Here is a 23,496-nt window from a genome sequence, read left to right as displayed (position 1 = left end):
TTAAGAACTCTTCCGTTCGCAGGCGCCTTCGCGCCGCAGATCCGGATCTACGGGATACCAGTAGAGGCCTTGATCGGGAGTATTATGGCCGGCCTTTTTGGTTGCGTCGGCCCACGCCTGGGAGTTGATGGTTGCCGTACGGATATCTCCGTTGGCGATGTTGACGAAATCAGCGAAAGGCTCTGTCGGCGGATGGTCGCTCATCCATGTGCGCAGCCAAGGCTTGAGAATTTCGCCCGCCTGCGCATCGCTTACTTCCGCGAAGGACTTGCTGAACTGCTTCCTCGCCTCTGACTCAAGCCGGTCAAGCCCGGAGCGGTACAACTGCTGCCGGTCTTCCGGCGAGACGCTGATCAAAAAGTCGAGAAACTCCGGCGTCTCTGCTTCCTTCGCACCCGGCTGACCGTTGAGAGCAGGCATCATTACGCTGCAAAGATGGCGAAGGCTGCCCATCTGCGTCTCCGAGAAAAACTGCGTCTGCGTCTCCGCTATCGCGTCAGGACTGATCTGCCTGACCTGCAATGGCTTAACTTCCATGAGGCCGCGCATCCAGGGAAGCGGTCCAGGGGCGGTGGTCGCAGTCGGCGGCAGGGTAGACGGGGCGACTGGGGTGGTCGATGGCTGTTGACCAAGCATGGCGCGCGCGGAAACCGAGGCGGCCATCATGGCTTTGACGAAATCTCGCCGCTGCATGAGCATTCTCCAGTGTTCAGAACGAAGATTCGTGAGAAGTCTTTTCGGAGGAGAAGGGTAAAAGGCTCGTAAGAGATTTGCAACCCGGCGGTAATCAACGGTTCCACGGACCATCCGTGATAACTTGCTCCTAACACACGTCAAGCGACCGCCTATCCACGACGGCGGCACTCCGAATGAGGTAAATTCCATGCAAACTGTTCGTTTTGCCAGTGCTCTAGTTCTCAGCGCAGGGCTTGCGTTCGCACAGCCCGCAGCGAGTCCCAAGCCAGACAGCGCCAGCGACGCGCCTGTCAAGCCGAAGGCCGTTCACAGCTTCGATATCAGTTCCATCGATAAAACAGCGGATCCCTGTACCGACTTCTACGCCTACGCCTGCGGAAACTGGCGCAAGAACAACCCGATTCCATCGGACCAATCGCGCTGGGGCCGTTTCAATGAACTGAACGAGCGCAACCGCTACCTTCTGTATGAAGAGCTCGACCGCGCCGCGAATGATCCGAAGACCGCGCTGCAGAAGCAGTACGGCAGCTTCTACGCGGCCTGCATGGATACCGACCTTGCCAATCGCCTTGGCGACAAGCCGGTACTGCCGGTACTGGCAAAGATCGATGCCCTCAACGACAAGAAGGGACTGGGCGCGCTGGTTGCCGATCTGCATGCCCATGACAATGCAAACGGCTTCTTTGAGTTCGGCAGCTCGGCTGACCAGAAGAACTCGACGATGGAAATCGCCGAAGCATTCCAGGGCGGACTGACGCTGCCTGACCGCGATTACTATCTGCTTGACGACGATCGCATGACAAAGATTCGTTCACAGTACAAGGAATATGTCGTCAGCCTCTTTAAGCTTGCTGGCGATAACGACGACAAGGCCGCGTCTGAGGCTGATGCCGTGTTGAAGATTGAAACCGCGCTGGCGAAGGGCTCGATGGCCCGTGTCGACCTGCGCGATCCGGACAAGCGTTACCACATGTCTCCGGTAACCGATCTCGGCAAGCTGGCGCCTGACTTTAACTGGGTTGCTTATCTCCAGGGAATCCCGGCACCCGCGATCAAGACCCTCAATATCGGTACGCCTGACTTCTTCAAGGCGATGAACGATGTCATCGATAACAGCAGCCTGGACACGATCAAGAGCTACCTGCGCTTCCATGCCCTGAACAGCTCCGCTCCATGGCTTTCCCAGGATTTTGCCGATCTAAACTTCGGCTTCTTCAAGAAGACGTTACAGGGTCAGGATCAGCAGTCGGCCCGCTGGAAGCGCTGCACGGCGCTTACGGACGCCAACCTGGGTGAGGCAGTCGGCCAGGACTGGGTGAAGGAAAACTTCCCGCCCAAGGACAAGGCCGACATGGAAAAGCTGGTCGACGCCCTCGACAAAGCCCTTGGCGAAGATATTTCCCAGCTTTCGTGGATGACGCCCGAGACCAAGAAGGCTGCAGAGGCCAAACTGGCGCTCTTCCGCCGCAAGATCGGCTATCCGGAAAACTGGCGCGATTACTCGAAGCTCGAAGTGAAGCGTGACGACCTGGTCGGCAACCTGCGCCGCGCCGATGCCTTTGAGACTGCCTGGGAACTGGGCAAGATCGGTAAACCGGTGGACGAGAAGGAATGGGGTATGACTCCGCCGACCGTCAACGCCTACTACGACCCCAGCAACAATGACATCAACTTCCCTGCCGGGATCCTGCAGCCTCCCTTTTATGACGACACCAAGGACGCTGCGGTGAACTTCGGCGGCATCGGCGTAGTCATCGGACACGAAATGACACACGGCTTCGACGATGAGGGCAGCAAGTACGACGGTCATGGCAATGTCCAGCAGTGGTGGACTCCGAACGACCGCGCGGCATTCGACCAGCGGACAGGCTGCGAAGTGAATGAGTATGGCAGCTTCGAGCCCGTTCCAGGCCAGAAGCTGAACGGCAAGCTGACGCTCGGTGAGAATACAGCCGACAACGGCGGCATCCGCATCGCTTATCGCGCACTGATGAGCGTGCTGGCTGAGCAGGGCGGGGACGCGAAAACCAAGAAGGTGGACGGCTATACCCCTGAGCAGCAGTTCTTTATCTCATTTGCCCAGGTGTGGTGTGAAAACCGCACCGATGCCTACTCCCGGATGGCGGTCAAGGTCGATCCCCATTCGCCAGGCCGTTTCCGCACCAACGGAACCGTGCAGAACTTCGACGAGTTCGGCAAGGCTTTTGGCTGCAAGAAGGGCCAGCCTATGATGCCCAACAATCCTTGTGTAGTCTGGTAGTGCCCCCATTTGGGGTGCGGGCAGAAAATCTTTTTCTGCCTGCACCCCGAATTTCCGTCGCCTGCCGTCTAAACCACGTTGTTCTCTGGCAGAAAGCGGCTGCAGCTTTTACAATGCAAACGGGAGCTATCCCGATCCAGTTGCCTGTCCGGTCTCCCGGTTTCAGGATGAAGGAAGCGCATGAAGTTTAAGAATTCCGGCCGGATGCTTCTGGCCCTGGTTGTATCTCTAGGTCTAGGGTTTTGCATCACCTCGTGCAGCACCAATTTCACCGCCGGGTACATCTACGTGACCGGCAGCCAGTATAACCAGATTGGTGCATTCAATATTCGCAATAACACCGGTAACCTGACCGCCGTCCCAGGACAGCCCTTCGGCTCGGGCGGAACGGATCCTATCCGCTCTTTGGTCGCCTCCACCGGACGCTTTCTTTATGTTCTGAACGCGGGCGCGGAGTCCACGACAGATAATGCGGATGGCTCGCAAACCGCCAGCTACAGCGGCTCAAACATCGCGGTTTTCTCGATTGGCGGCTATGGCAACCTGGCTCCCCAACAGACCTACGCGACAGCCGGCACTGGCCCTATCCGTATCCAGTTCAGCTCGACCGGTGCATTCCTATACGTTCTTGAGAAGTACATGCCGGTAAGCGGCTCGACCGAGACTGGCGTCCATATGTCAGGCCCGACGACGGATTATCCATGCAAGGATGCAAGCGATCCGACCCTTTGGCACCCCCGTGGCGATATTGCTGCCTACAGTGTGGACACCACCACGGGCCGCCTTTCGTTGCTGACGAACAACCAGCAGACACCGCTCACGGTCTTCCCTGTCGGTTGCGACCCGATCGACATGAAGGTGACCTCGGCTTATGCGCTCGTTGCCGAGAACGGTCCCGAACCTACGATAAACGAGACATCCGGCCTCGCACCCGGCGCGGAACAGACCGTATTCGAATACGCCATCAACTCGACCAGCGGCCAGCTTACCACCACCCAGAACACTGAGCTCTCGACCGGGGCAATACAGATCAGCACCATCACCACGGATGTGGCGTCGAAATATCTCTATGTCGCCGACACAGCCAAAAACGAGATCCGCTACTTCACTATCGGTACCGGCGGCCTCCTGCAGGCAGTCAACGGCAGCCCCGCCCCCAACGATTCGACAGCGTCGAATCCGGTTGCGATGATCTCGGACAGTAAGAGTCAGTTTCTGTACGTGGCGAATGCCGGCCCGAACTCTGGCATCTCAAACCCGGCCAGTGAGATTACGGCCTTCACGATCGCCGCGAACGGTGTGCTTAATCCTGTAGCCGGTCAGCCCTTCCCGACCGACTCCGGCCCGCAGTGCATACTGGAAGATCCGACGAACCAGTACATTTACACGGCGAACTTCAATGCCGGTACAGTACGTGGAAGCAGTCTCGATCCGAACTCGGGCAACCTGACCGACCTGCGCAACAACAGCAGCTACGCAACGGTTGGCAACCCGACCTGGTGCACAGTAAGCAGTCACGTCAACTAGTTCCAGTTTGAGCATTCCGCGCCTCTCGGGGCGCGGAATCGCATAATAAGCCAGTTCCGCCGCATCGCCAGAGGCTTTCCCCTATAGCCGAAAGCGATGCGAAATTTTACAATTCAAAGCGGGAACTATTCTCCCGAAACCGCAGCCTGTGCTCTCGCCCAGGACGAAGGAAGCGCATGAAGTTCAGGAAAACTGGCCAGGCTATACTGGCCGCCGCAGTCTCCATCGGCGTAGGCCTTGGCATTACCTCATGTGGGGAAAGCAACACCATCGATTATCTTTTCGTGACGGCCTCGAAGAACAACCCTGGCCAGATCAGTGTTTTCAAGGTTGACCAGGAGTCCGGTGCTCTCACCCAGATTCCCGATTCACCCTACGCCTTCCCAGGTCGTAATCCTGTGGCGGAAGTGACGAGCCCCAACGGTTCAAACCTTTACGTGGCCTATCACGATGACAGCACTATCGTGGATTACAACATCGGCACCGACGGCAAGCTCTATCCGGCCGTCACCCTGCCGTCTCTGGGTACAGAGCCGGTTGCGATGGCAGTAAATCCTGCGGGCACCTTCCTGTTTGTCGTCTATACCTTCCAGCCAGGCTCCACAGCGACTGACACGAATCCGGGACCGGGCGGACTGGTTATCTATCCCCTCGATGCGTCGGGTGTTCCTTCGAAAACCCCTGTCAGCAACGGGTCCACACAGTTCTGGCCTCTCGAATATCAGCCTGCCAGCGTAAACGTTACTGCAAACGGCCAGTTTGCTTACGTGGTGAACACGAACAGCAACACCAACGGCAGCTCGGTGGTTCAGCAGGGCGAAATTCAGGCGTTCTCGATCGGCAGCAGCGGGGCTGTAACGGCCATCAACAATCCGACCACGAACACGCCTTACTTTGAAGCGGGCGTAGCTCCGACGGCCAGCGCCAGCGATCCGACCAGCCTGTTCCTGTACGTCACCGACCCGGTGAGCAACCAGGTTATTGCCTATGCGATCCAGTCCACTGGCGTGATCGTGCCGGTGCAAAACGGCCCGTTCAAGGCCGACGTTTATCCGGATGCGGTCACGGTCGACCTGACCGGTACCTACGTTTACGTTGCCAACTACAACTCAAATGACATCAGTGCCTACCAGATCAACAAGTCCACAGGCGCCCTGACAGGACTTTCGACCAGCACCTTCCCGACCAAGACCGGCCCCACCTGCGTATTCGTGGAACCGGCGTTCGGACGCTATGTGTACACGTCGAACTTCCTCGATAACTCGATCACCGGCTACCAGCTGAATCCTCAGTCGGGTATCCTGACCGGAACGGAAAACAACCCGTACCCGTCAGCAGGCCAGCCGACCTGCGTTGCTGCCGTAACCCACGGCAACCACGCCGGCGAGCACGTACAGGCGACCTCCGGCAACGGACAGTAAGCTGCAAGCACTCCGCTAAAAAGCCCGCTCGAAAGAGCGGGCTTTTTATTTGTCATTGTCATTCTGGGCGCAACGAAGAATCTGCAGGTCCATCGCTGCACTCGGAAGGGCAAGCTCTTAAGCGCCGGGCATTCCCGCCGCGCGCTGTCTTCCTGTCAACTCCTTAATGAGCTCGACTATCCGTTCCTGCTGCCGGGCGTTGACATTGCAGAAAGCGATCCCTGCGCCGAGCCGGCGGTTGGCTGCGATGGTGGCCGGGACTCGGAGGGGAAAACGATTCACGACAAAAAACACCTCGACGTAGGTTCCGATTTTCAGGCCGGGCAGAGATGTTTCGATGTAGCAGCCGGTTCGGCTTAAGTTCAGGATCTTGCCACTCAGGAGCAGCCCACCTTCCGGAAGGAATACCTCAGCCTGCCCCTCGACCCGAAAGCGGGAATGACGTCGCCTGTCCGGTTCCCTTACGCGTTGGGCTTCCGTTTCCAGTGGGCGACTGTCATCGGCCATGTCGATCTTCCTCGAGGAAGATATCGACCCGTAGCGCAGCGGCTTTACTGAGAACTTGCGGGGCGAGGAAGAAACCGGTTACGAATCCAGCGCTGGCAGGGGCGCTCGATAAGCAGCATGGCGCCAATTGCCAGCGAGATCACCAGGAAATAACTCAGCCAGGGATCGAACTTCGCCACGTGCAGCTTGTCGAGAATGTGCGAGTCGTGGATCAGGTTCCACAGGTTGAAATGCAGGATGTAGAGGCAGTAACTCGACCGTCCGATGGCCACGAAAAGCGGAAATCCGAGGATTCGCGAGATGATGTTCTTCCCGGCCAGCCCCAGGATGGCCAGGGCGAAGAGCGGCATCAGGAGGCCGTCGTGCATGAGGGGGAACGGCATATGCTCACCGTAGTAAAGGATCGCGTAGAGGCCTCCTACCCCGAGGACGCCGAATAGCAGGCGCCTCCAGCTATCGCGGTCCAGCATGTTGTCGAGATCGGCCAGCGCGATTCCAAAGAGAAACGACGGGATATGCGGCGGCGGCGAAAACTTGAGCGCCCGCATCCAGAAGCCATCGGTGTAGCGGCCCGGATGCAGGTCTCCATCCGGATGAAACCACATGTACAGGCTCGGGCAGATCATCCCCAGCAGCCATAGACCGAACATGACGGCCAGCAGCGGCTTCAGCTGCCTCGGGCGCTTCCAGAGGATCACGGCCGGGAAGATGAGGTAGAAAAACGCTTCGGTGCACATCGTCCAGGCGGGCGTGTTCCAGAAGGTGGCCAGCGACGGGATCCATCCCTGCAACAGCAACGGCGTCAGCACGACTCCAGCGGCGAATTGGCCGTGGGTGCGCGCTGCCCACTCCAGCTTCAACATACCAAGCGAGAGCAGCAGCGCGAAGAGATAGATGGGATAGAGGCGCGAGAAACGGGCGATCCAGAAATTGCGCTTTAGTAAATGCCCGGAGGCGGCACGTTCCGAGTAGTTGTAGGCCAGGATGTAACCGGACATCAGCAGGAAAAAACTGACCGAGGTGTACCCGTTTTCGATGATCGGCGCGAAAGGGCCGAACCACTTGGGATTTGAGAAGTGGTAAAAGACGATGTTGAGCGCGGCAAAGCAGCGCAGGCCTGTCAGGGCAGGCAGCATCTCCCGCTTTTTATGCGCGGTTGCCCCGGCTGCGGCCTGGAGATCTGCCTCGGACCTTGAAACGGACGCAGCAGGGACGAATTGAGCTTGGGTGCCCAGGGGAAGATTACCTTCAGGCTTTGACGCGCGAAATCGGGATCGCGTCTCAGGCCGTGACGAGAGAACCGATTTTTTCTCCGGCCACGACGCGGCGGATATTCCCGGGCTCGTTCATGTTGAAGATAATCATGGGCATATTGTTGTCCTGGCAAAGGCTGACCGCGGTAGTGTCCATGACCTTGAGACCCAGGCGAAGAATCTCCATGTAGCTGATCTGGTCGAACTTGACGGCGTCCTTGGTAACCACCGGATCGGCGTTGTAGATGCCCTCGACCTTGGTCGCCTTCAGCAGAACGTCTGCCTTGATCTCCATGGCACGGAGCGAGGCAGCGGTATCGGTCGAAAAATAGGGGTTACCGGTACCGGCGGCGAAGATCACCACGCGACCCTTTTCAAGGTGGCGGATGGCCCGGCGGCGGATGTAGGGCTCGGCGAGCTGGTTCATTTCAATGGCCGACATGACCCGGCAATGCAGACCCTGCTTCTCGACAGCGTCCTGAACGGCCAGCGCGTTGATGACGGTGGCCAGCATGCCCATGTTATCGGCGGAGACACGATCCATGGACTTGGCCTGCTCGGCGACTCCGCGGAAGAAGTTGCCGCCGCCAACCACCAGGGCGACCTCTGTTCCCATTGCGTGCACCTGAGCGATCTCGGCCGCTACCTCGTGCACCTTCGTGACATCCACGCCAAAGCCCTTACCAGCGGCAAGAGCTTCCCCCGAAAGCTTTAAGACAATCCGTTTGTACATTCCTTTGTGAGTATCGCATGAGCATGGGCTGGCTGAAACGGGGAATGTTGTCAGGAGTGTAACTACCTTCAGATTACAGTCCAAACTCCCCAGGCGGCCGTCGATCAAGCGGCGGGAGGTTCAAGATAGCGACAGGCTGGACAGAAAGTCTTCTGGCCGACCGCCCAGGTGAAGCCGTCCGGGGGCAGCGGGTATCCTAGTATCTGCAAAGGGCCGATCGAGCGCCTTGTCAGCGGATCTTATGCTGAACATCTGATTTTCCTGAATTGGCCCAACTGCCCATCCAGCTTTAGTACCAGAAAGCAAAAGCCCGGACAATCGTCCGGGCTTTTAGGGGCTCTCGCTGCCAGTTACTCGGCAGCGGCTTCTTCAGAAGCCTTGACCTGGGCAACGGTCCAGTTCGGGTCGCCGACCTTGAAGCGGGCGAAGCGGCTGACGGAGATGTTCTCTCCGAGCTTGCCGACCTTGGTGGCGATCAGGTCCTTAATGGCAACCGACTGCTCCTTGATGAAGGGCTGCTCGAGGAGGCAGACTTCCTCGTAGAACTTGCTCATCTTGCCTTCGACGATCTTCTCGACCACCGGAGCCGGCTTGCCGGTCGCGGCAGCCTGGGCGCGGTAAACTTCCTTCTCGCGCTCGAGGTCGGCAGAGGTCACGTCTTCGCGGCGGATGTAGCGGGGATCGGTCGCCGCAATGTGCATGGCGATGTCCTTCAGCAGCTCCTGAAAATCTTCGGTGCGGGCAACAAAGTCGCTCTCGCAGTTGATTTCGAGCAGCACGCCGATCTTGCCGCCAGCGTGGATGTAGGTTCCCACCGCGCCCTCGTTGGTGCTGCGCGAGGCCTTCTTGGCTGCCGACGCCATGCCACGCTTGCGCAGGACGACGAATGCCTCTTCCATGTCGCCCTTCGCTTCCTGGAGGGCCTTGAGGCAGTCGCCCATAGGCGCGCCCGAGCTGTCACGCAGCTGCTTTACGAGCTTTGCATCGATTTTCTCAGTCACCGTAGACATCCTTATCCCTGTTCCTTTACTGATAGATTCCCATAGCCGCACCACTCTGCTGGTTAACAGGCGGTCAATGCGGCCAAACGCAAAGAAAGCGTGGCCCTTCGAATGAAGCAGCCACGCCTTCCTTCAACTTCCCGCGGTGGCAACACCGCACGCAAAGTTTATAAGCTGCTTTCCGCTGCCTCTGCATCGTCCAGGGCTGCGACCACCGAAGGAGCCTTGCGGATTCCGCCGCCAAGAGCTGCTTCAAGATCGACGTCCTCACCCTCGGTTGCAGTGGCTTCCGTCGCACCTTCAACGGCCTCGCCTTCGGCTGCACCCTGCAGGTCGGCGACGGCGCCGGTCACTTCGGCCAGCTGCTTGTCACCGGCCATCTGCACACCCTCGATCACGGAGTCCGAGATCTTGGAGGTGAAGAGGCGGATGGCGCGCAGCGCGTCGTCGTTACCGGGGATAACCATGTCGACCACGGTCGGATCGCAGTTTGTGTCGACGACGGCGACAACCGGGATACCGAGCTTACGGGCTTCCTTGACGGCGATCGCTTCATTGTTCGAATCGACGATGAACAGTGCGTCGGGCAGGCGGCGCATGTTCTTGATGCCGGCGAGGTTCGCCTGGAGGTGCTTGCGCTCGCGCTCGAGCTTGATGACTTCCTTCTTGGTCAGAAGGTCATAGCGGCCGTCCGTGGCCATTTCGTCCAGTTCCTGAAGGCGCTTCACCGACTTCTGCACGGTGACCCAGTTGGTGAGCAGTCCACCCAGCCAGCGCTGGTTGATGTAGAACATGCCGCAGCGGGTCGCTTCTTCCGCGATCGCATCCTGCGCCTGGCGCTTGGTGCCGACGAACAGGATGACCTTGCCGGCAGCCGTCAGGTCAGTGACGTACTTGCTGGCTTCCTTGAACATCTTCAAGGTTTTCTGCAGGTCGATGATGTAAATGCCGTTGCGCTCGCCGAAGATGTATTCCTTCATGCGTGGATCCCAGCGCTTCGTCTGATGCCCGAAGTGTACGCCAGCTTCGAGCAGCTCCTTCATGGTGATAGTGGCCAAACAGCCTCCTTGTGGACTGCATCCTGGCTCCCGCCAGGATTGATTCCCTCTTGTTCCCGCTAGGGAAATTGAACTCCGACTACAGTCTTCAGGGCTCAGAGCGCAATGCCCGGAGCCCCCAAAACCAACTTCGCCCAGAAATGCAGCCAGCGACTAGCGCTTGCTGAACTGGAAGCGCTTACGAGCGCCCTTCTGGCCGTACTTCTTGCGTTCCTTGGCGCGGGCATCGCGCGAAAGCAGTCCATCGGCCTTCAGCGTCTTGCGCAGTTCAGCGTTGAACTCGGTCAGGGCGCGGGCAATGCCCATCTTGACGGCATCGGCCTGGGCGCTCACGCCGCCGCCGCGAACCGTGGTTACGACATCGAAGGACGAAGCCAGCTCGACCAGCGACAGCGGGCGGCGCGCCGAAAAGCGCTGCTGCTCGGTGACGAAGTAGGTTTCGATCGGCTTGTCGTTAACCTGAAAATTGCCGCTGCCGGGGCGCAGAAACACGCGCGCGATTGCCGACTTGCGACGTCCCGTTCCGTAGTACTGAACCAAATCTGCCATTCTTTATCCTGACTTCCCGTTATGCGTTGATTTCGAGCGGCTGAGGATTCTGGGCCGCGTGCGGGTGCTTGTCACCCTTGTAAACCTGAAGCTTGGAGACCATCTTGCGTCCCATCTTGGTCTTGGGCAGCATGCCCTTGACTGCTTCTTCAATGATCTGTTCGGGCTTGCGCTCGAGGAGGCGAACGAACGACTCTTCGCGCAGACCACCCGGGAAGCCGGTGTAACGGCGATAAACCTTCTGGCTGCCCTTCAGGCCAGTCAGGCGAATCTTCTCCGCATTCACAACCACGACATGGTCGCCCATATCGATGTAAGGCACGTACTTGGGGTTCCGCTTACCGGCGAGCACGCTGGCAACCTCGGTGGCGAGGCGGCCCAGCGTCTTACCGCTGGCGTCTACCAGGAACCACTTACGATCGATCTCGTGCGAGCTCGGAATATATGTCGACATCGCTTACTCTCTCCTGAGCATTGCTAGCGCAAACACGCAAATGCTCACGCAATGCGTCCAACGCGGTTAAAAATTTCTCCGCGGATCGACTACGTCTGTTCGCGTGAGTTGGCGCAACTGAAACCCTGTCCGGGTCTATCCACGTCTGTCTCTGTTCGCTCCTGCACATAGCAGGGCAGACGCAGACTGCGCAAGGACTTTAGAATACGGGAATACCGATTCAGAGTCAACGAAGATTCACACAAGACTCGAATCAGTCAATCTGCCCAGGTTTAGGGGCGGATTGAATTGCATTCTGTGGTCATTCTACCCTGTCTTTCCACGCAGTGTGCAGGCGCATTTTTACTGATTTCAAATGATTTAGCCGCCATATAAGCTGCATAGCCTGTGCAAAACCTCCGCACGTCCGGTCCTGCGGGGTTACTGGTGCGGTTCCCGCCGATTTCCCCATTCTGAAAAACCAGAGCAAGGCACGTATCGAAGGTTATGGATCGGCCTCTTTTGATTGAGGGTCGGTGACGATATGCCGGCATCACGGGACTAATCTGCGCTGGTGTAGAGTCTACCCCTTAACCAGAACGCTACATTCACAAGTCCGATGAGTGCTGGCACTTCGATCAACGGCCCAACAACACCGACAAATGCCTCGCCTGAGTTGAGGCCGAAGACCGCAACTGCCACGGCAATCGCCAATTCGAAGTTGTTGCCAGCAGCAGTGAAGGATAGCGTTGCGGATTGTGCGTAGTCTGCGCCGAGTCGCTTGCCCATGAAGAAGCTTACGAGGAACATGACAAGGAAATAGATCACCAGAGGAACCGCGATCTTCACTACATCGAGCGGCAGCCGAACGATCAGGTCGCCCTTGAGCGAGAACATCACAAGGATGGTGAACAGCAACGCCACGAGTGTGAGCGGGCTGATGCGCGGTACGAATCGGGTTCTGTACCATTCTTCGCCTTTGAACCGGATCAGGACGAACCGGGTCAGAAATCCGGCAGCGAACGGAACTCCCAGATAAAGGCCAACGCTCTTTGCAATGTCGGCGATGCTAATCGAAACAACGCTTCCGGTGAGTCCGAACCACTTCGGCAGAACAGTGAGGAAGAGCCATGCATAGACGCTATAGAACAGCACCTGAAAGACGCTGTTGATGGCAACGAGTCCGGCAACGTAGTCCGTGTCGCCTTCGGCCAGCTCATTCCAGACGAGCACCATCGCGATGCAACGCGCAATGCCGATCAGGATCAAACCGCGCATGTAAGCTGGTTCGCTGCGCAGAAAGAAAATGGCCAGCAGGAACATAAGCACGGGGCCGATGAGCCAGTTCTGGATGAGCGATAGCCCCAGTACGCGCTTGTTGCGGAAAACCTCACCTAGCTTTTCGTAACGGACCTTTGCCAGAGGCGGAAACATCATGATGATGAGGCCGATGGCTATGGGAATGTTCGTTGTCCCACTCTGAAAGCGGTTCACAAAGGCAGCGGATGACGGAACGAAGTGCCCGATGCCAACGCCGATGACCATTGCGAGAAAGATCCAGAGCGTCAGGAAGCGATCAAGGAACGACAGCCGCTTCCGGACAGCAGGGGCGCAGATTTGGCCTTGCGTTAAAGGAATCGTTGGCATCAGCAAGTCTCACAGCAGGGTTCAGTGACAGACGCCGGAATGGGTGCGCCTTCGAGAGCGTACTTCGCAGGGGCACAGCAGGCTTTTGTCAGGCGTGCCAAGTCTGCCTGCATGGATTTTTCTTCCTTGAGCGAGGCGAGCGTCTGACGAAGAATCTGCATTGCGCCGACGTGCGGCGGCATCACGATGCGATAGTGCATCCACTTACCTTCGCGCCGCGCGGACACAATGCCCGCTTTGCGCAGATATGCAAGATGGCGGGAAATTTTCGGCTGCGGAGCATCCAGAATCTCCACGAAGTAGCAGACGCAGACCTCCTGCTCTCCCATGAGGTTGAGCAGGCGCAGGCGGGTGTTATCCCCGAGCGCCTGGAAGAACTGCTCCATGTTGAACTCAGCCTTACGAGCCATAAGAAATGTATACGCTTTGACGAATATGACCGCAAGGAATATATTCGCAAAAGCGAATCTGAGGTGGCGCATGGCGGAGATTCAGAATGCAGTCAAGGCGAAATATGGTGCAGTCGCGGAGAGCACTTTATCCAGCAATGATGCGGGGGTGAAGGCTGTTGCGGAAGCCTTTGGCTATAGCGCCGCAGAGCTGACCTCCATCCCGGCAGAGGCCAACATGGGGCTTTCGTGCGGTAATCCAACGGCCACCGCGAACCTGCGTCCCGGTGAGGTGGTTGTGGACCTTGGCTCGGGCGGCGGACTGGATGTGTTCCTTGCCGCCCCGCAGATCGGGCCGACGGGCAAAGCCATCGGCATTGACATGACCGCTGCCATGATCGAACGCGCTCGGGCAAATGCAGAGAAGGGCGGTTACACCAACGTCGAGTTCCACCTGGGCAGCATCGACAACATCCCGCTGCCCGATGCGTCAGCGGATTGCGTCATTTCCAACTGTGTTCTCAACCTCGTGCCGGATAAGCCTGCTGTCTTCCGCGAGATCGCACGCATCCTCAAGCCCGGTGGGCGAATGGCCGTAAGCGACATCGCGCTGAAAGGCGACCTGCCGGAGGCTATTGCCTCCAGTCTTGCTGCCTATGTCGGCTGCATCGCTGGAGCCATCCGCATCGATGCCTACCGCGAAGAACTTCTGAAGGCAGGCTTTGAGTATGTGGAGATCGTCGATAGCGGTTCCGACCTGAACGCATACAAGAAGGTCGAGAATCAGGCGGGGTGCTGCTCGCCTGCGATGGAAGAGTCCAACCTGTTTGCTGTGGTTCAGGAAACATGCTGTGCACCGGAGTCCACGGCCACGACCCTTCACGAAGACCTGACGGCATTGCTGGATACCTACGACGTGAATCAAGCTGCAGCGAGCGTGAAGGTTTACGCCATTAAGCCTCGCACCTAACAGAACAGGACAGACGATGAAGACTGTAATTTTTGCCTGCGTTCATAACGCCGGTCGTTCGCCGATGGCCGCTGCTTTCTTCAACGCGCTAGCCGATCCGTTACAGGCTCATGCGGTATCGGCAGGCACGGAACCCGGCACTCGCGTTCATCCCGAAGTTTTGGAGGCGATGCGCGAGGTCGGGATCGACCTGAGTGAGGCCCAGCCTCAGAAGCTCACCGAAGAACTGGCCGCTGCTGCTGACCTGCTCATCACGATGGGCTGCGGCGAGAAGTGTCCCTTTGTGCCCGGACTAAAGCGTGACGACTGGCCATTGCGTGATCCCAAAGGGCTGCCGTTGGCCGAGGTGCGAGTAATTCGCGACGAAGTGAAGCGGAGAGTAGAGGGCCTTATACGATCCGAGGCCGATTAGTACCCATAGACGCCGTTCTCGGAATCTGTGCCATCCCACTCATGTCGCGATAAGGCTGCGTCATGAATGGGGTACCTGGCGGACCCGCGAGCTGCGCAAGTCCTTTTTTGAGCCGCCACATCCTTTCTATCTTTACATCACATACTCATAAATATATACCTACTGGTACGACTTTGGAGGTCGTGCCGATGTCTTGCTTCAACCCACGATTCGTTTTGTCTACCGTCGTATGCCTTATCGTCCACCTATCATCTTTTGCGTTTGCACAGGAAATTCAGAAAACTCGGACCGTTCCGCCATCCGAGGAGATCTTGTGGCAATCCTCTGACGTCACGCACGCCTTCGGACTTCCGGATATCAAACCAAAGATCAAAGGGACACTCACTCTTGACGACAGCAAGTTCACCTTCACGAGCAAATACTTCAACACATCGATCCCGCGTAACCTCATCACCGCCGTGAGCGCCGGAAGCGACCGGGTTGAGCTATGGGGAACCGGTGGCACTATCCTGCGGATGGCTATTCCGGAGGGAGGCGGCCTTGCCGCCGCAGCTGTCATGCACCACCGGGTTGATATGTTGACAGTAGAGTTTGCCGATACGCGCGGCGAAAGGCATTCCGCCGTCTTTTATCTTCCAGCGGGGCAGGCAGATCTTGCGCTGCAACGCTTCGGAACACTTCCGCACCCGCAACATCCTTTTAGCGATGTAACGGCATGCGGTGCAAATTCAGTCGACCCTCGTAGCGTCTATGTGGAGATGCCCGACTGGGACCGTGTCGAGGTTCCCGCCGCATACAGAGCGCTCGTCTATGAGCATGTCATCGCGCGCCTGAAGGCCGCAAAAGGTGCGGGGAGGGTCTATCGCGTCGGCGACCTCAGCCTCGGCACTACCTGCCCCCAGTTCACCATCAAGATCGCTATCGATACCTACAGGAAAGGTAACCAAGTGGTCCGGGCGGCGACCGGGCCGATCGGGATGTTCACGGGTGCGACTCAGATGGGTTTCGATGTGACCTATAAAGATGCCGTGACGGGTGCAGCGAAGAACGAACAGATAAAGGCCTCAGTGCGGACCCAATCGGAGAGCACTGCGGTAGCGGATGCTGTCGCGAAGAAGCTGGCGAAGCAGTACAACACGATTCTCCGGTCTTCTGTTACCCCCGCGAAGCTCGATCCCAACACACACTCGTAGAACCTGGAGGCCAGGGGCGTAAATGCAGGTACAGGAACGCAGCATCGCGCAAGATGCTGCAAGGCATGACCGGTCGGCTACTATATCGGTTGACGTGAAACCGGTGAAGATAACAAAACACGAACAGCGCACAAGGGAAACCAGAGATCTCCTGCTCAAGGCAGCGGAGAAGATCTTCGTACGTGATGGTTACGAGAAAGCAGACCTCGCCGAGATAGCCGAGCTGGCTGGCAGGACCAAGGGCGCAATCTATGGCCAGTTCAAGAGCAAAGAGGAGATCTTTCTCGCACTGGTTGAAGCAAATGCTCTTCGCCGGCGCTCCGCAATGAGAGTTTTGTTAGAGCGTTCATCTTCGACGGAAGAAAACGTGCGAATTCTCAGGCAATATCTTGTCTCGCTTGCAAGCGATAACACATGGAGCCTTCTCATCCTGGAGTTCAAGCTCTACACCATCCGTCACCCCAACGCGCGTGAGCGGCTCTCTGAGGTCTACAGGCGCATCCTCCCAGAGAACGAAGAGGCTGAGTATACAAACCGTTTAGGAAAACCCGAGCAAACCATCGGATCGCTCTCTCGCACAAAAGCCGTCCACGCGTCGTTTACGATTCTGCATGCACTTCAGCTTGAGAAAACTTTCGATCCTGCGCTCTTCGAAGCAGCAGATGTTGAGCATATTGCCGCGATCGTTTTCGATAAGCTTTTTGGAATCGATTGATCTTCCCAATTCGCTGGATGCTTCCATCGCCAGCGCGTGCTTTTGCAGCCTTCGTGGATTTGCCTGAGAATCCTCAGAAGAAGGGCACTGCTTATCGAGGGGACACGAAGCGTGACGGGCTTAATTTCAGTTTTAGAGGGAAACCAGATCCTGCCCATTGTTCCGCGGGTGGTGCGGAGGCATCCTGGTCTGGCGGCACGAGGGCTGCATGTGGAGCATCACGCGGTGGAACCGACCGAGTTCTGCGAAAGAGAACTGCTGCAGCACAACCTTTTCCTCTACACCGGACCAGCAGCGCAGGCAGAGATCAAGAGCCCTGAATTTTCGGGGTTGCGCTGGATTCGTCCCGGTGCTCTGTGGGTGATGCCCCAGGGAAGCAGGCACCAGGTCCGCTTCGAGAGGAACGTGGAAGGCGTGGCGCTGGCGTTTGACCCGGCAACCTTTGATCGCATGGTCCAGTCCTCCGACGGGAAAGCATCGATGCCCATCATGCACTCGCTCAACGTCTGTCCACCGGCGATCAACCACCTGATGCGAGCCTTGATGCATGAGAGCAACGATCCGAGCACGCCAGATGGCATCGCGCTGGAATGCATCGCCACGGCGATTGCACTTGCGACCTGCCAGCATGCCAGGGCCATAGCAACGACGACAAAGACTGGACCACGTTTAGCGCCGAAACAGGTTCGCGCCGTACAAGCCTATGCCGAAACCCACCTGCACCAGCAGATTTCGTTAGCCGATCTGGCGGCGACAGCCGGGCTGAGCCCCTTTCATTTTCTGCGTAGCTTCAAGGGCAGCCTGGGGTCCACCCCGGCGCAGTATGTGCTGGATCGCCGCATGGAGCGAGCGAGGCATCTGCTTAGGGTCAGCGCTCTCACGGTGTCGGAGATCGGAATCGGCGTGGGGTTTGAGGATGTAAGTCACTTCTCGCGGGCTTTTCGCCGCGCGGTAGGCGTTACACCATCAGCCTTCCGGAACTCCGCCCAACAATAAGCAAGGAAGGGCAAGGCACCGCAATATCCGGTAACGGTTTTCGCGGGCTTCCCGATCAGAATCGGCATGAGCGGTCATCGTTCTAATGGCCCCACGAAGGAGTACTCATGTCCGAAGCCAATCAATCCAAAAATATCGTCCTGGTCCACGGTGCGTTTGCCGATGGATCGAGCTGGTCTAAAGTAATCCCCCTTCTGCTGGCCAAGGGATACAAGGTCACCGCTGTATCCAACCCGCTTACGACTTTTCAAGAGGACGTTGCGGCCACGAAGCGCGCCATTGCCGCGCAGGATGGCCCGGTTACCCTGGTCGGCCATTCGTACGGCGGTGTCATCATCACAGAGGCAGGCAACGACCCCAAGGTTTCAGCGCTGGTCTACGTGGCAGCCTTCGCCCCCGATGCCGGCCAGTCCATTGTGGAGATCAGCAAGCCTTTTCCACCACCGCCCGGCCCACAGACGGCCATTCCGGTAGGGGATGGCTTCATCCTTCTGTCCGCGGAAGGCATCGAGACCGATTTTGCCCAGGATTTGACGACGGAGGAAAAAGCACTCCTGACGGCAGCTCAGCCGCAGACATCGGGCTCGATCTTTGGAGCTCAGCCAACACAGGCAGCGTGGCACAGCAAGCCGTCATGGTACATCGTTGCCAGCAACGATCGCATGATTGCACCTGAACACGAGGTAAGCATGGCCAAACAGCTTAACGCAACGACGACGACACTGCCTTCGAGCCACGTTGTAATGCTTTCTCATCCCGAAGAGGTAGCAAAAGTTATCGAAGACGCCGCCTCGGGCACCCGATAGATCGGCTTCGAGAACTGTAAAACGCGACCCGATGCAGGCGCCCCACTCATGCCGCGATGAAGTAGCGGCATGAATGGGGTACCTGGCGTCAATGGATGAGCTAGCAGGCGGCATAGTTCCGAGCTACCGTCTGGCGCCAGGCAAAGGCATGCCCCATCGATCGGGCGGAGGGCGTCGTCGGCGCGATGGAATGGGGCACTTATCGTGTTGGCGGCTTTGTAAATGGGCCACCGTGTTTCGATCCGTCATCCGGCGAATTCTAGCCTCTCTCGGAAGCCAACTGAATCTCGACGCCCTGGCCTGCGTGCGCCTGCATCGCTTTGACGGCGTGCTGAACGCCGCCGTAAATGGCTTCTCCCGCCTTCTTGTCAGACAGCCTGGTCGCCAGGTCTGCAATGGTCGCAACGATGGTGGCGTCGGCAACAAGATAGTCGTAGTTTTCTGGAGGATGGGGCTTCAGAATCTGGATCGGGTAGAGATAGATCGGTATCCAGTAACAGTGTGTTTTGCCGTTGATTGTGAAGCAGATTCTCATAGACACCTCCGAATGAACTTAGGTGCATGGCCCGGAATCTGGCCCGAGTATTGAATGTCTTACCAGGCGGAAACTGCTGAGATAGTAAGAGCGCTAAGGCATACATATAAGTTCATGCCGCTGTCAACTATAAAACCAGCTCCTCCCTGGTCGCGGCGAAGACCTTCCTGCTACATGCTTTTTCGAAAATGGTGTTAGCCCACTCATGCCGCGATGAGGCGGCGTCATGAATGGGCACCCGGCGAGGTGGGCTGTTTACAGACCGCATTACCGGTACTATGATTCCGCCCACAGCATTCCGGCCCACTCTCGAACGAGCTTACGGAACATCCGCCAGCGCCTTGCAGGATTTTGTCTCGAACGGGAAAGACAAAATAAGGAGATAACTCATGAGAGCTGTACGCATGCACGGATATAAACAACCGTTGCTCCTCGAAGATGTGCCCATTCCTGATATTGCCGCGGATGAAGTTCTATTAAAAGTCAAAGCTGCCGGCATGTGCCGCACTGACATGCAACTGGTCGACGGGTACTTCGCGAAGTACGCGCATTCCACGTTTCCATTGACTCCGGGCCACGAGATCGCCGGAGAGATCGATAAGGTTGGCAGTCTTGTCGCCAAGGGCGGCCGCTTCAGCGAAGGCGATCTGGTCGTCGTAGTCGGTGGGTGGGGAGATGGCACCTGCCGGCTCTGCCAGAAAGGCGACACCCACATCTGCGTTCATGGACGCTGGCCCGGCTTCGGGCCGTATGGTGGCTACAGCGAATACCTGCCAGTGCCGGAGAGATATCTCATCAAGGTCGACAAACGCTTTAACCTGAAGCCAGAGGAACTGGCTCCGCTCACTGACGCAGGGCTGACACCCTATCGCGGCATCAAAAAGCTGCGCGATGCGGGCGCTCTTGGCCCCGGACGCATCCTCGCCGTCTTCGGGATTGGCGGCCTCGGCACGTATGGAGTGCAGTACGCGAAGCTTATGTCCGGCGGCTCGAAGATCGTCGCCTTCGCACGCAACGACGAAAAACTCGCGATCGCGAAGGACTATGGAGCCGACTACATCGTCAACATCCAGGGCAAATCGACAGACGCCATCCGCAAAGAATTATCGCAAGGAGTCGGACAGGGCGAACTGGACGCCGTCATCGACTGCGCTGGTGCTGAGGATATGATCGCCCTCGGCTTCAGTCTGCTCGCACCCGGCGGCCACTACGCTTCCGTCGGCCTCGTCGGTGACAGGATCAACCTGCCGCTCTTCCCTTTTGTCGCTCGCGAATATACCTATCACGGCTCCTTCTGGGGCAACTACAACGATCTTTGCGAGGTGATGTCGCTGGCTGAACAGGGAAAGATCCGCCATACCCTCAAGCTCGGAAAGCTGGAAAACGTCAACGAATATATCGACCTGCTTCGCGGAGGAGAGATTGTTGGACGTGCAGTCATCACACTCTAGAGCGCCTGGGGTAGGATCTTCCCCGTCTGAAACATGGCCTTAGAAGCTGTGACACCCCATTCATGCCGCGATGAGGCTGCGGCATGAATGGGGCACCCGAGGGTTCGTTTGCGGACTAGCGTCCCAGGTTCGAAAGCACCGAGCCTACGATGCCTCCGACCACTCCGCCTTCGGCGCGCTCGGCGACTTCGGTCGGCAGGTAGGGCTGCAGTGCGTGTGCGAGGCGCGGCAGTGGCAGGGTCTGGAGCCAGATGCGGCCCGGGCCGGTGAGGGCGGCGAGGAAGATGCCGTCTCCGCCGAAGATCATGTTGCGGATGCCGCTGATGCGGGTGATCTGGAAGGAAACCGAGCCCTCGAAGGCTCCAACGTGGCCGGGGTGTACCCGCAGGGTTTCGCCGGGGCGCAGATCGCGCTGGACGACTTCTCCAGACAGCTCAAGCCAGGCCATTCCCTGCCCCGAGACCTTCTGCAGCAGGAATCCGTCGCCGCCGAAGATACCTGCTCCAAGCGATTGCTGGAAGCCTACGCCGAGCTGAACTGCGGGCGTGGCGCATAGGAAGCCGTGGCGATGGATGAGCAGCTCGCGGCCCGCGCCGACCTCGATGGGAACGATGTGTCCGGGAACGTGGGTGGCAAAGGCTACCTCGCCCTGGGCACCGAAGGCGCGGTATTCAGTCATGAAGAGGCTGCCGCCTCCGGCGACACGCTTGAGCGCGCCGAGGAAGCCTCCGCCTCCGGCCATCTGCGTGTGGGTGGTCATCTGGATGCTCTGCGACATCCAGGAAAGCTCGCCTGCCTCGGAAATGACGGACTCGTTGGGTTCGAGCAGGAATTCCAGAACCGGCATCGTGGTGCCGACGATACGACTTTGCATGTGACGCACTCCCGGCGTTGCTGAATTTACCAGTGCATTTTATCCCGATGTGACGAATGGGCTGCGTTTGGGGGTGCCCAGAGTGCTTACCTCGACCGCTGAAGCGGGTGGGTGCCCCATCCATGACCCGGGGTTGGTCATGGATGGGCCGTCAGGAGACCGTCGCAGACCCATCCATGACGATGAAACTGTCATGGATGGGGCACCCGTATCCTTTTCTGACCCGCATCATTCTCTGCATTGTCATTCCGGGTGCAACGAGGAACCCGTATGACAACTCAAATGGAAGCAGCGAGATTAAGCCTGGCGCAGCCAGGCCTCCATCTGCTCGTGTCCGACGACTCCGGCCTGCTGGTTCACCAGCTTGCCATCGCGAAAGACGATGAAGTTGGGGATGCCGCGCACGTTGTAACGCGCCGAGACCTGCGGATACTTCTCCGTATCGACTTTGAGGACGATGGCCTTCCCCTTCATGTTCCCGGCGGCGATGGCGACCTGCGGCGCAGCCATATGGCAGGGGCCGCACCAGTCCGCCCAGAAGTCGACGAGCACCGGCACTTTTGCATTCTGGATTACTTCGTCGAAGAGCGCGGCATCCGCCTGAAGCGGTTCATCGACCGGAGGCAGATCTGCCTTGCAGGCTCCGCAGCGGCCGGTATCGGCCAGGTGGGTGACGGGAATGCGGTTCTTCGCTTTGCAATTGCGGCAGGTTCGGATGGCTGGCATGTTCGTGCTTCCTTCGAGGATAGCTTTCCATTAGTTCGATGCGCGGGCGTGCAGGAGGTCGCCGCCGTGCCATCCTAGAAGAGTATGGCAACAGCTACGGCCCGCTCCATCGCTCGTGATTATCTTTCTGACAGTTATCTCTTTGAATGGGACAAGCGCAGCTTTCGCGCTGATCTCATTTTTGTCCTTCCTGTGGCTCTTTGCCTGGTCATCGGTTTCGCCGCCGGACACCCCGGCGCTGCGCTGATCTCTGCGGCGGCGCCATGACGGTGGGATTCGGCGCCAAGCAGATTATCGGGAATTCGCGCCTGCTGCCGATGATATTTGCTTCTTTCGGCATAGCCTTCTCTGTCTTCCTGGGCATGGTCGCCGGTCACGCGAACTTCACGCTGATACCGATTGTCATAGCCTGGGGATTCGGCTATGGGATGCTCACACGGCGCGAGGCCGGATACGGCTGGGTGGCGCAGCAGTGCGTCACCACGCTGCTGGTCGGCTCCGCCTTCCCCTTTTCGCCGCGGGCGGCAGCGGTTCGCGCCTGCCTGATGCTGGCGGGCGGTGCGATCCAGGTATTGAGCAGCAGCCTGCTGTTGCGGATTTTCTCTGAGCTGCGCCGAGACCTCAATTCCCTCGTCGGCTACGTAATTGCCGAGCAGCTCGCGCTGCGGGATGCGCTCTCGGAGGCAGTCAGCGATCTGCGCCAGCACCGTTTTGCCGATTCGGTGATGCCCTATGCCATCCGGCTGGCGATCACGCTCGGCGTCAGCACCGAAATCTATCGCCGCATGCACTTTGCCAGCGGCTACTGGATTCCGATGACAGCCCTGCTGGTGCTGAAGCCAGGCTTTGCCGATACCGTCCGCCGCGCCATTGCCCGCACGGTGGGCACGATGGCCGGAGCATGGCTGATAAGCATGTTTGTCGCCCACTTTACGCCCTCTCCGGTAACACTGGCCGTCTTCACTGTAGTCTTCGCATGGCTTTCTTACGCGACCCTGAACGTAAATTACGCGCTCTTTGCAATGTTCCTGACCGGCTATATCGTGTTCCTGCTCTCGCTCACGAAACTCCCCGAAATGGATATCGCTCATCGCCGCGTGATGTGCACAGCGATAGGCGGCGGCCTGGCCTTGACGGTGAGACTGATCGTTATCTTCCGAACGCGAAAACGGGTACAACAGGTGCTTAGCAGCCCGACAGAAGAAGTGGCTCTGCCGTCGCACTAAGCCCCAGTTTCCGGCTTGGATTTTGCGCAAGCTGGATTATGATTCTCCAAACAGTACAGCAGGGTCCGCTTGAAATGAGCGGCTGTAGCCCACGGCTACGGCGTGCGCCGATCTCTAT

At 58.1% G+C, this 23,496-nt stretch carries 25 protein-coding genes; 12 read left to right on the top strand and 13 right to left on the bottom strand.

Going from position 1 to position 23,496, the window contains the following annotated elements; genetic code table 11:
• Complete coding sequence (locus LJD29_RS14775; RefSeq protein WP_446742314.1) at positions 1-693, bottom strand: gluconate 2-dehydrogenase subunit 3 family protein; 693 nt, start codon at positions 691-693, stop codon at positions 1-3.
• Positions 694-883: 190 nt separating this feature from the next.
• Here LJD29_RS14775 and LJD29_RS14770 point away from each other — a divergent pair, with 190 nt between their 5' ends.
• From LJD29_RS14770 to LJD29_RS14760, 3 genes are all read left to right on the top strand, one after another.
• Positions 884-2,956 (top strand): M13 family metallopeptidase, encoded by a 2,073-nt coding sequence (locus LJD29_RS14770; protein WP_446742313.1) that lies wholly within the window; start codon positions 884-886, stop codon positions 2,954-2,956.
• Positions 2,957-3,136: 180 nt separating this feature from the next.
• Positions 3,137-4,483, top strand: coding sequence for a lactonase family protein (locus LJD29_RS14765; RefSeq protein WP_446742312.1), 1,347 nt, complete (start codon positions 3,137-3,139; stop codon positions 4,481-4,483).
• A gap of 176 nt (positions 4,484-4,659) precedes the next feature.
• On the top strand, positions 4,660-5,904 hold the full coding sequence (locus LJD29_RS14760; RefSeq protein WP_446742311.1) for a lactonase family protein: 1,245 nt from the start codon (positions 4,660-4,662) through the stop codon (positions 5,902-5,904).
• A 117-nt stretch (positions 5,905-6,021) separates the two neighbouring features.
• On the opposite strand, the gene LJD29_RS14755 is transcribed toward LJD29_RS14760, so the two are convergent.
• The 9 genes from LJD29_RS14755 to LJD29_RS14715 form a co-directional block, all read right to left on the bottom strand.
• A complete protein-coding gene (locus LJD29_RS14755) occupies positions 6,022-6,411 on the bottom strand; it encodes a PilZ domain-containing protein (protein WP_446742310.1) in 390 nt (129 codons plus the stop codon).
• A gap of 44 nt (positions 6,412-6,455) precedes the next feature.
• The gene (locus LJD29_RS14750; protein WP_446742309.1) at positions 6,456-7,547 is read right to left on the bottom strand and encodes an acyltransferase family protein; all 1,092 of its coding nucleotides are present in this window, start codon (positions 7,545-7,547) and stop codon (positions 6,456-6,458) included.
• A gap of 145 nt (positions 7,548-7,692) precedes the next feature.
• Positions 7,693-8,397: a UMP kinase gene (gene pyrH, locus LJD29_RS14745; protein WP_446742308.1), complete on the bottom strand. Its 705-nt coding sequence runs from the start codon at positions 8,395-8,397 to the stop codon at positions 7,693-7,695.
• A gap of 350 nt (positions 8,398-8,747) precedes the next feature.
• Positions 8,748-9,407 carry a translation elongation factor Ts gene (locus LJD29_RS14740; RefSeq protein ID WP_446742307.1) on the bottom strand — a complete coding sequence of 220 codons (660 nt, stop codon included), beginning with the start codon at positions 9,405-9,407 and terminating at the stop codon, positions 8,748-8,750.
• A gap of 158 nt (positions 9,408-9,565) precedes the next feature.
• On the bottom strand, positions 9,566-10,456 hold the full coding sequence (gene rpsB / locus LJD29_RS14735) for a 30S ribosomal protein S2 (protein WP_446742306.1): 891 nt from the start codon (positions 10,454-10,456) through the stop codon (positions 9,566-9,568).
• A gap of 153 nt (positions 10,457-10,609) precedes the next feature.
• Positions 10,610-11,005, bottom strand: coding sequence for a 30S ribosomal protein S9 (gene rpsI / locus LJD29_RS14730; RefSeq protein ID WP_446742305.1), 396 nt, complete (start codon positions 11,003-11,005; stop codon positions 10,610-10,612).
• 19 nt (positions 11,006-11,024) lie between these two features.
• Entirely contained in the window at positions 11,025-11,459 is a 435-nt protein-coding gene (gene rplM, locus LJD29_RS14725) for a 50S ribosomal protein L13 (protein ID WP_446742304.1), read from the bottom strand.
• 540 nt (positions 11,460-11,999) lie between these two features.
• Positions 12,000-13,085, bottom strand: a complete 1,086-nt coding sequence (arsB, locus tag LJD29_RS14720; protein WP_446742303.1) for an ACR3 family arsenite efflux transporter — start codon at positions 13,083-13,085, stop codon at positions 12,000-12,002.
• Positions 13,085-13,495, bottom strand: coding sequence for an ArsR/SmtB family transcription factor (locus LJD29_RS14715; protein WP_446742302.1), 411 nt, complete (start codon positions 13,493-13,495; stop codon positions 13,085-13,087). The genes arsB and LJD29_RS14715 overlap by 1 nt, the downstream gene beginning before the upstream one ends.
• A gap of 70 nt (positions 13,496-13,565) precedes the next feature.
• Between LJD29_RS14715 and arsM the strand changes: the two genes are divergently transcribed.
• From arsM to LJD29_RS14685, 6 genes are all read left to right on the top strand, one after another.
• The gene (gene arsM / locus LJD29_RS14710) at positions 13,566-14,444 is read left to right on the top strand and encodes an arsenite methyltransferase (RefSeq protein WP_446742301.1); all 879 of its coding nucleotides are present in this window, start codon (positions 13,566-13,568) and stop codon (positions 14,442-14,444) included.
• Between the two features lie 16 nt (positions 14,445-14,460).
• Positions 14,461-14,856 (top strand): arsenate reductase ArsC, encoded by a 396-nt coding sequence (locus LJD29_RS14705; RefSeq protein WP_446742300.1) that lies wholly within the window; start codon positions 14,461-14,463, stop codon positions 14,854-14,856.
• A 311-nt stretch (positions 14,857-15,167) separates the two neighbouring features.
• Positions 15,168-16,049, top strand: a complete 882-nt coding sequence (locus LJD29_RS14700; RefSeq protein WP_446742299.1) for a hypothetical protein — start codon at positions 15,168-15,170, stop codon at positions 16,047-16,049.
• A 103-nt stretch (positions 16,050-16,152) separates the two neighbouring features.
• A complete protein-coding gene (locus LJD29_RS14695) occupies positions 16,153-16,764 on the top strand; it encodes a TetR/AcrR family transcriptional regulator (RefSeq protein ID WP_446742298.1) in 612 nt (203 codons plus the stop codon).
• A gap of 225 nt (positions 16,765-16,989) precedes the next feature.
• Positions 16,990-17,760: a helix-turn-helix domain-containing protein gene (locus LJD29_RS14690; protein WP_446742297.1), complete on the top strand. Its 771-nt coding sequence runs from the start codon at positions 16,990-16,992 to the stop codon at positions 17,758-17,760.
• 107 nt (positions 17,761-17,867) lie between these two features.
• On the top strand, positions 17,868-18,566 hold the full coding sequence (locus LJD29_RS14685; RefSeq protein ID WP_446742296.1) for an alpha/beta fold hydrolase: 699 nt from the start codon (positions 17,868-17,870) through the stop codon (positions 18,564-18,566).
• Between the two features lie 259 nt (positions 18,567-18,825).
• Here LJD29_RS14685 and LJD29_RS14680 read toward each other — a convergent pair whose 3' ends face one another.
• Complete coding sequence (locus LJD29_RS14680) at positions 18,826-19,101, bottom strand: hypothetical protein (protein WP_446742295.1); 276 nt, start codon at positions 19,099-19,101, stop codon at positions 18,826-18,828.
• 389 nt (positions 19,102-19,490) lie between these two features.
• Between LJD29_RS14680 and LJD29_RS14675 the strand changes: the two genes are divergently transcribed.
• Positions 19,491-20,552 carry an NAD(P)-dependent alcohol dehydrogenase gene (locus tag LJD29_RS14675; protein WP_446742294.1) on the top strand — a complete coding sequence of 354 codons (1,062 nt, stop codon included), beginning with the start codon at positions 19,491-19,493 and terminating at the stop codon, positions 20,550-20,552.
• Between the two features lie 115 nt (positions 20,553-20,667).
• Here LJD29_RS14675 and LJD29_RS14670 read toward each other — a convergent pair whose 3' ends face one another.
• Positions 20,668-21,426 carry a TIGR00266 family protein gene (locus LJD29_RS14670; protein WP_446742293.1) on the bottom strand — a complete coding sequence of 253 codons (759 nt, stop codon included), beginning with the start codon at positions 21,424-21,426 and terminating at the stop codon, positions 20,668-20,670.
• 297 nt (positions 21,427-21,723) lie between these two features.
• A complete protein-coding gene (trxA, locus tag LJD29_RS14665) occupies positions 21,724-22,152 on the bottom strand; it encodes a thioredoxin (protein ID WP_446742292.1) in 429 nt (142 codons plus the stop codon).
• 84 nt (positions 22,153-22,236) lie between these two features.
• Here trxA and LJD29_RS14660 point away from each other — a divergent pair, with 84 nt between their 5' ends.
• A complete protein-coding gene (locus LJD29_RS14660; protein WP_446742291.1) occupies positions 22,237-22,419 on the top strand; it encodes a hypothetical protein in 183 nt (60 codons plus the stop codon).
• Positions 22,416-23,378, top strand: a complete 963-nt coding sequence (locus LJD29_RS14655) for an FUSC family protein (RefSeq protein WP_446742290.1) — start codon at positions 22,416-22,418, stop codon at positions 23,376-23,378. Before LJD29_RS14660 ends, LJD29_RS14655 begins: the two co-directional genes overlap by 4 nt.
• Positions 23,379-23,496: the final 118 nt, after the last annotated feature.

Source organism: Silvibacterium acidisoli (genome assembly GCA_022870745.1).
Classification (GTDB): domain Bacteria; phylum Acidobacteriota; class Terriglobia; order Terriglobales; family Acidobacteriaceae; genus Silvibacterium.
The sequence above is the reverse complement of the archived record's forward strand: the minus strand, read 5'-3'. Positions and strand labels throughout refer to the sequence as shown.

What these genes read in the sequence shown, in the direction of transcription:
- LJD29_RS14775 (WP_446742314.1), bottom strand. Translation starts at nt 693, where the DNA reads ATGCAGCGGCGAGATTTCGTCAAAGCCATGATGGCCGCCTCGGTTTCC.
- LJD29_RS14770 (WP_446742313.1), top strand. Translation starts at nt 884, where the DNA reads ATGCAAACTGTTCGTTTTGCCAGTGCTCTAGTTCTCAGCGCAGGGCTT.
- LJD29_RS14765 (WP_446742312.1), top strand. Translation starts at nt 3,137, where the DNA reads ATGAAGTTTAAGAATTCCGGCCGGATGCTTCTGGCCCTGGTTGTATCT.
- LJD29_RS14760 (WP_446742311.1), top strand. Translation starts at nt 4,660, where the DNA reads ATGAAGTTCAGGAAAACTGGCCAGGCTATACTGGCCGCCGCAGTCTCC.
- LJD29_RS14755 (WP_446742310.1), bottom strand. Translation starts at nt 6,411, where the DNA reads ATGGCCGATGACAGTCGCCCACTGGAAACGGAAGCCCAACGCGTAAGG.
- LJD29_RS14750 (WP_446742309.1), bottom strand. Translation starts at nt 7,547, where the DNA reads ATGCTGCCTGCCCTGACAGGCCTGCGCTGCTTTGCCGCGCTCAACATC.
- pyrH (WP_446742308.1), bottom strand. Translation starts at nt 8,397, where the DNA reads ATGTACAAACGGATTGTCTTAAAGCTTTCGGGGGAAGCTCTTGCCGCT.
- LJD29_RS14740 (WP_446742307.1), bottom strand. Translation starts at nt 9,407, where the DNA reads ATGTCTACGGTGACTGAGAAAATCGATGCAAAGCTCGTAAAGCAGCTG.
- rpsI (WP_446742305.1), bottom strand. Translation starts at nt 11,005, where the DNA reads ATGGCAGATTTGGTTCAGTACTACGGAACGGGACGTCGCAAGTCGGCA.
- rplM (WP_446742304.1), bottom strand. Translation starts at nt 11,459, where the DNA reads ATGTCGACATATATTCCGAGCTCGCACGAGATCGATCGTAAGTGGTTC.
- arsB (WP_446742303.1), bottom strand. Translation starts at nt 13,085, where the DNA reads ATGCCAACGATTCCTTTAACGCAAGGCCAAATCTGCGCCCCTGCTGTC.
- LJD29_RS14715 (WP_446742302.1), bottom strand. Translation starts at nt 13,495, where the DNA reads ATGGCTCGTAAGGCTGAGTTCAACATGGAGCAGTTCTTCCAGGCGCTC.
- arsM (WP_446742301.1), top strand. Translation starts at nt 13,566, where the DNA reads ATGGCGGAGATTCAGAATGCAGTCAAGGCGAAATATGGTGCAGTCGCG.
- LJD29_RS14705 (WP_446742300.1), top strand. Translation starts at nt 14,461, where the DNA reads ATGAAGACTGTAATTTTTGCCTGCGTTCATAACGCCGGTCGTTCGCCG.
- LJD29_RS14685 (WP_446742296.1), top strand. Translation starts at nt 17,868, where the DNA reads ATGTCCGAAGCCAATCAATCCAAAAATATCGTCCTGGTCCACGGTGCG.
- LJD29_RS14680 (WP_446742295.1), bottom strand. Translation starts at nt 19,101, where the DNA reads ATGAGAATCTGCTTCACAATCAACGGCAAAACACACTGTTACTGGATA.
- LJD29_RS14675 (WP_446742294.1), top strand. Translation starts at nt 19,491, where the DNA reads ATGAGAGCTGTACGCATGCACGGATATAAACAACCGTTGCTCCTCGAA.
- LJD29_RS14670 (WP_446742293.1), bottom strand. Translation starts at nt 21,426, where the DNA reads ATGCAAAGTCGTATCGTCGGCACCACGATGCCGGTTCTGGAATTCCTG.
- trxA (WP_446742292.1), bottom strand. Translation starts at nt 22,152, where the DNA reads ATGCCAGCCATCCGAACCTGCCGCAATTGCAAAGCGAAGAACCGCATT.
- LJD29_RS14660 (WP_446742291.1), top strand. Translation starts at nt 22,237, where the DNA reads ATGGCAACAGCTACGGCCCGCTCCATCGCTCGTGATTATCTTTCTGAC.
- LJD29_RS14655 (WP_446742290.1), top strand. Translation starts at nt 22,416, where the DNA reads ATGACGGTGGGATTCGGCGCCAAGCAGATTATCGGGAATTCGCGCCTG.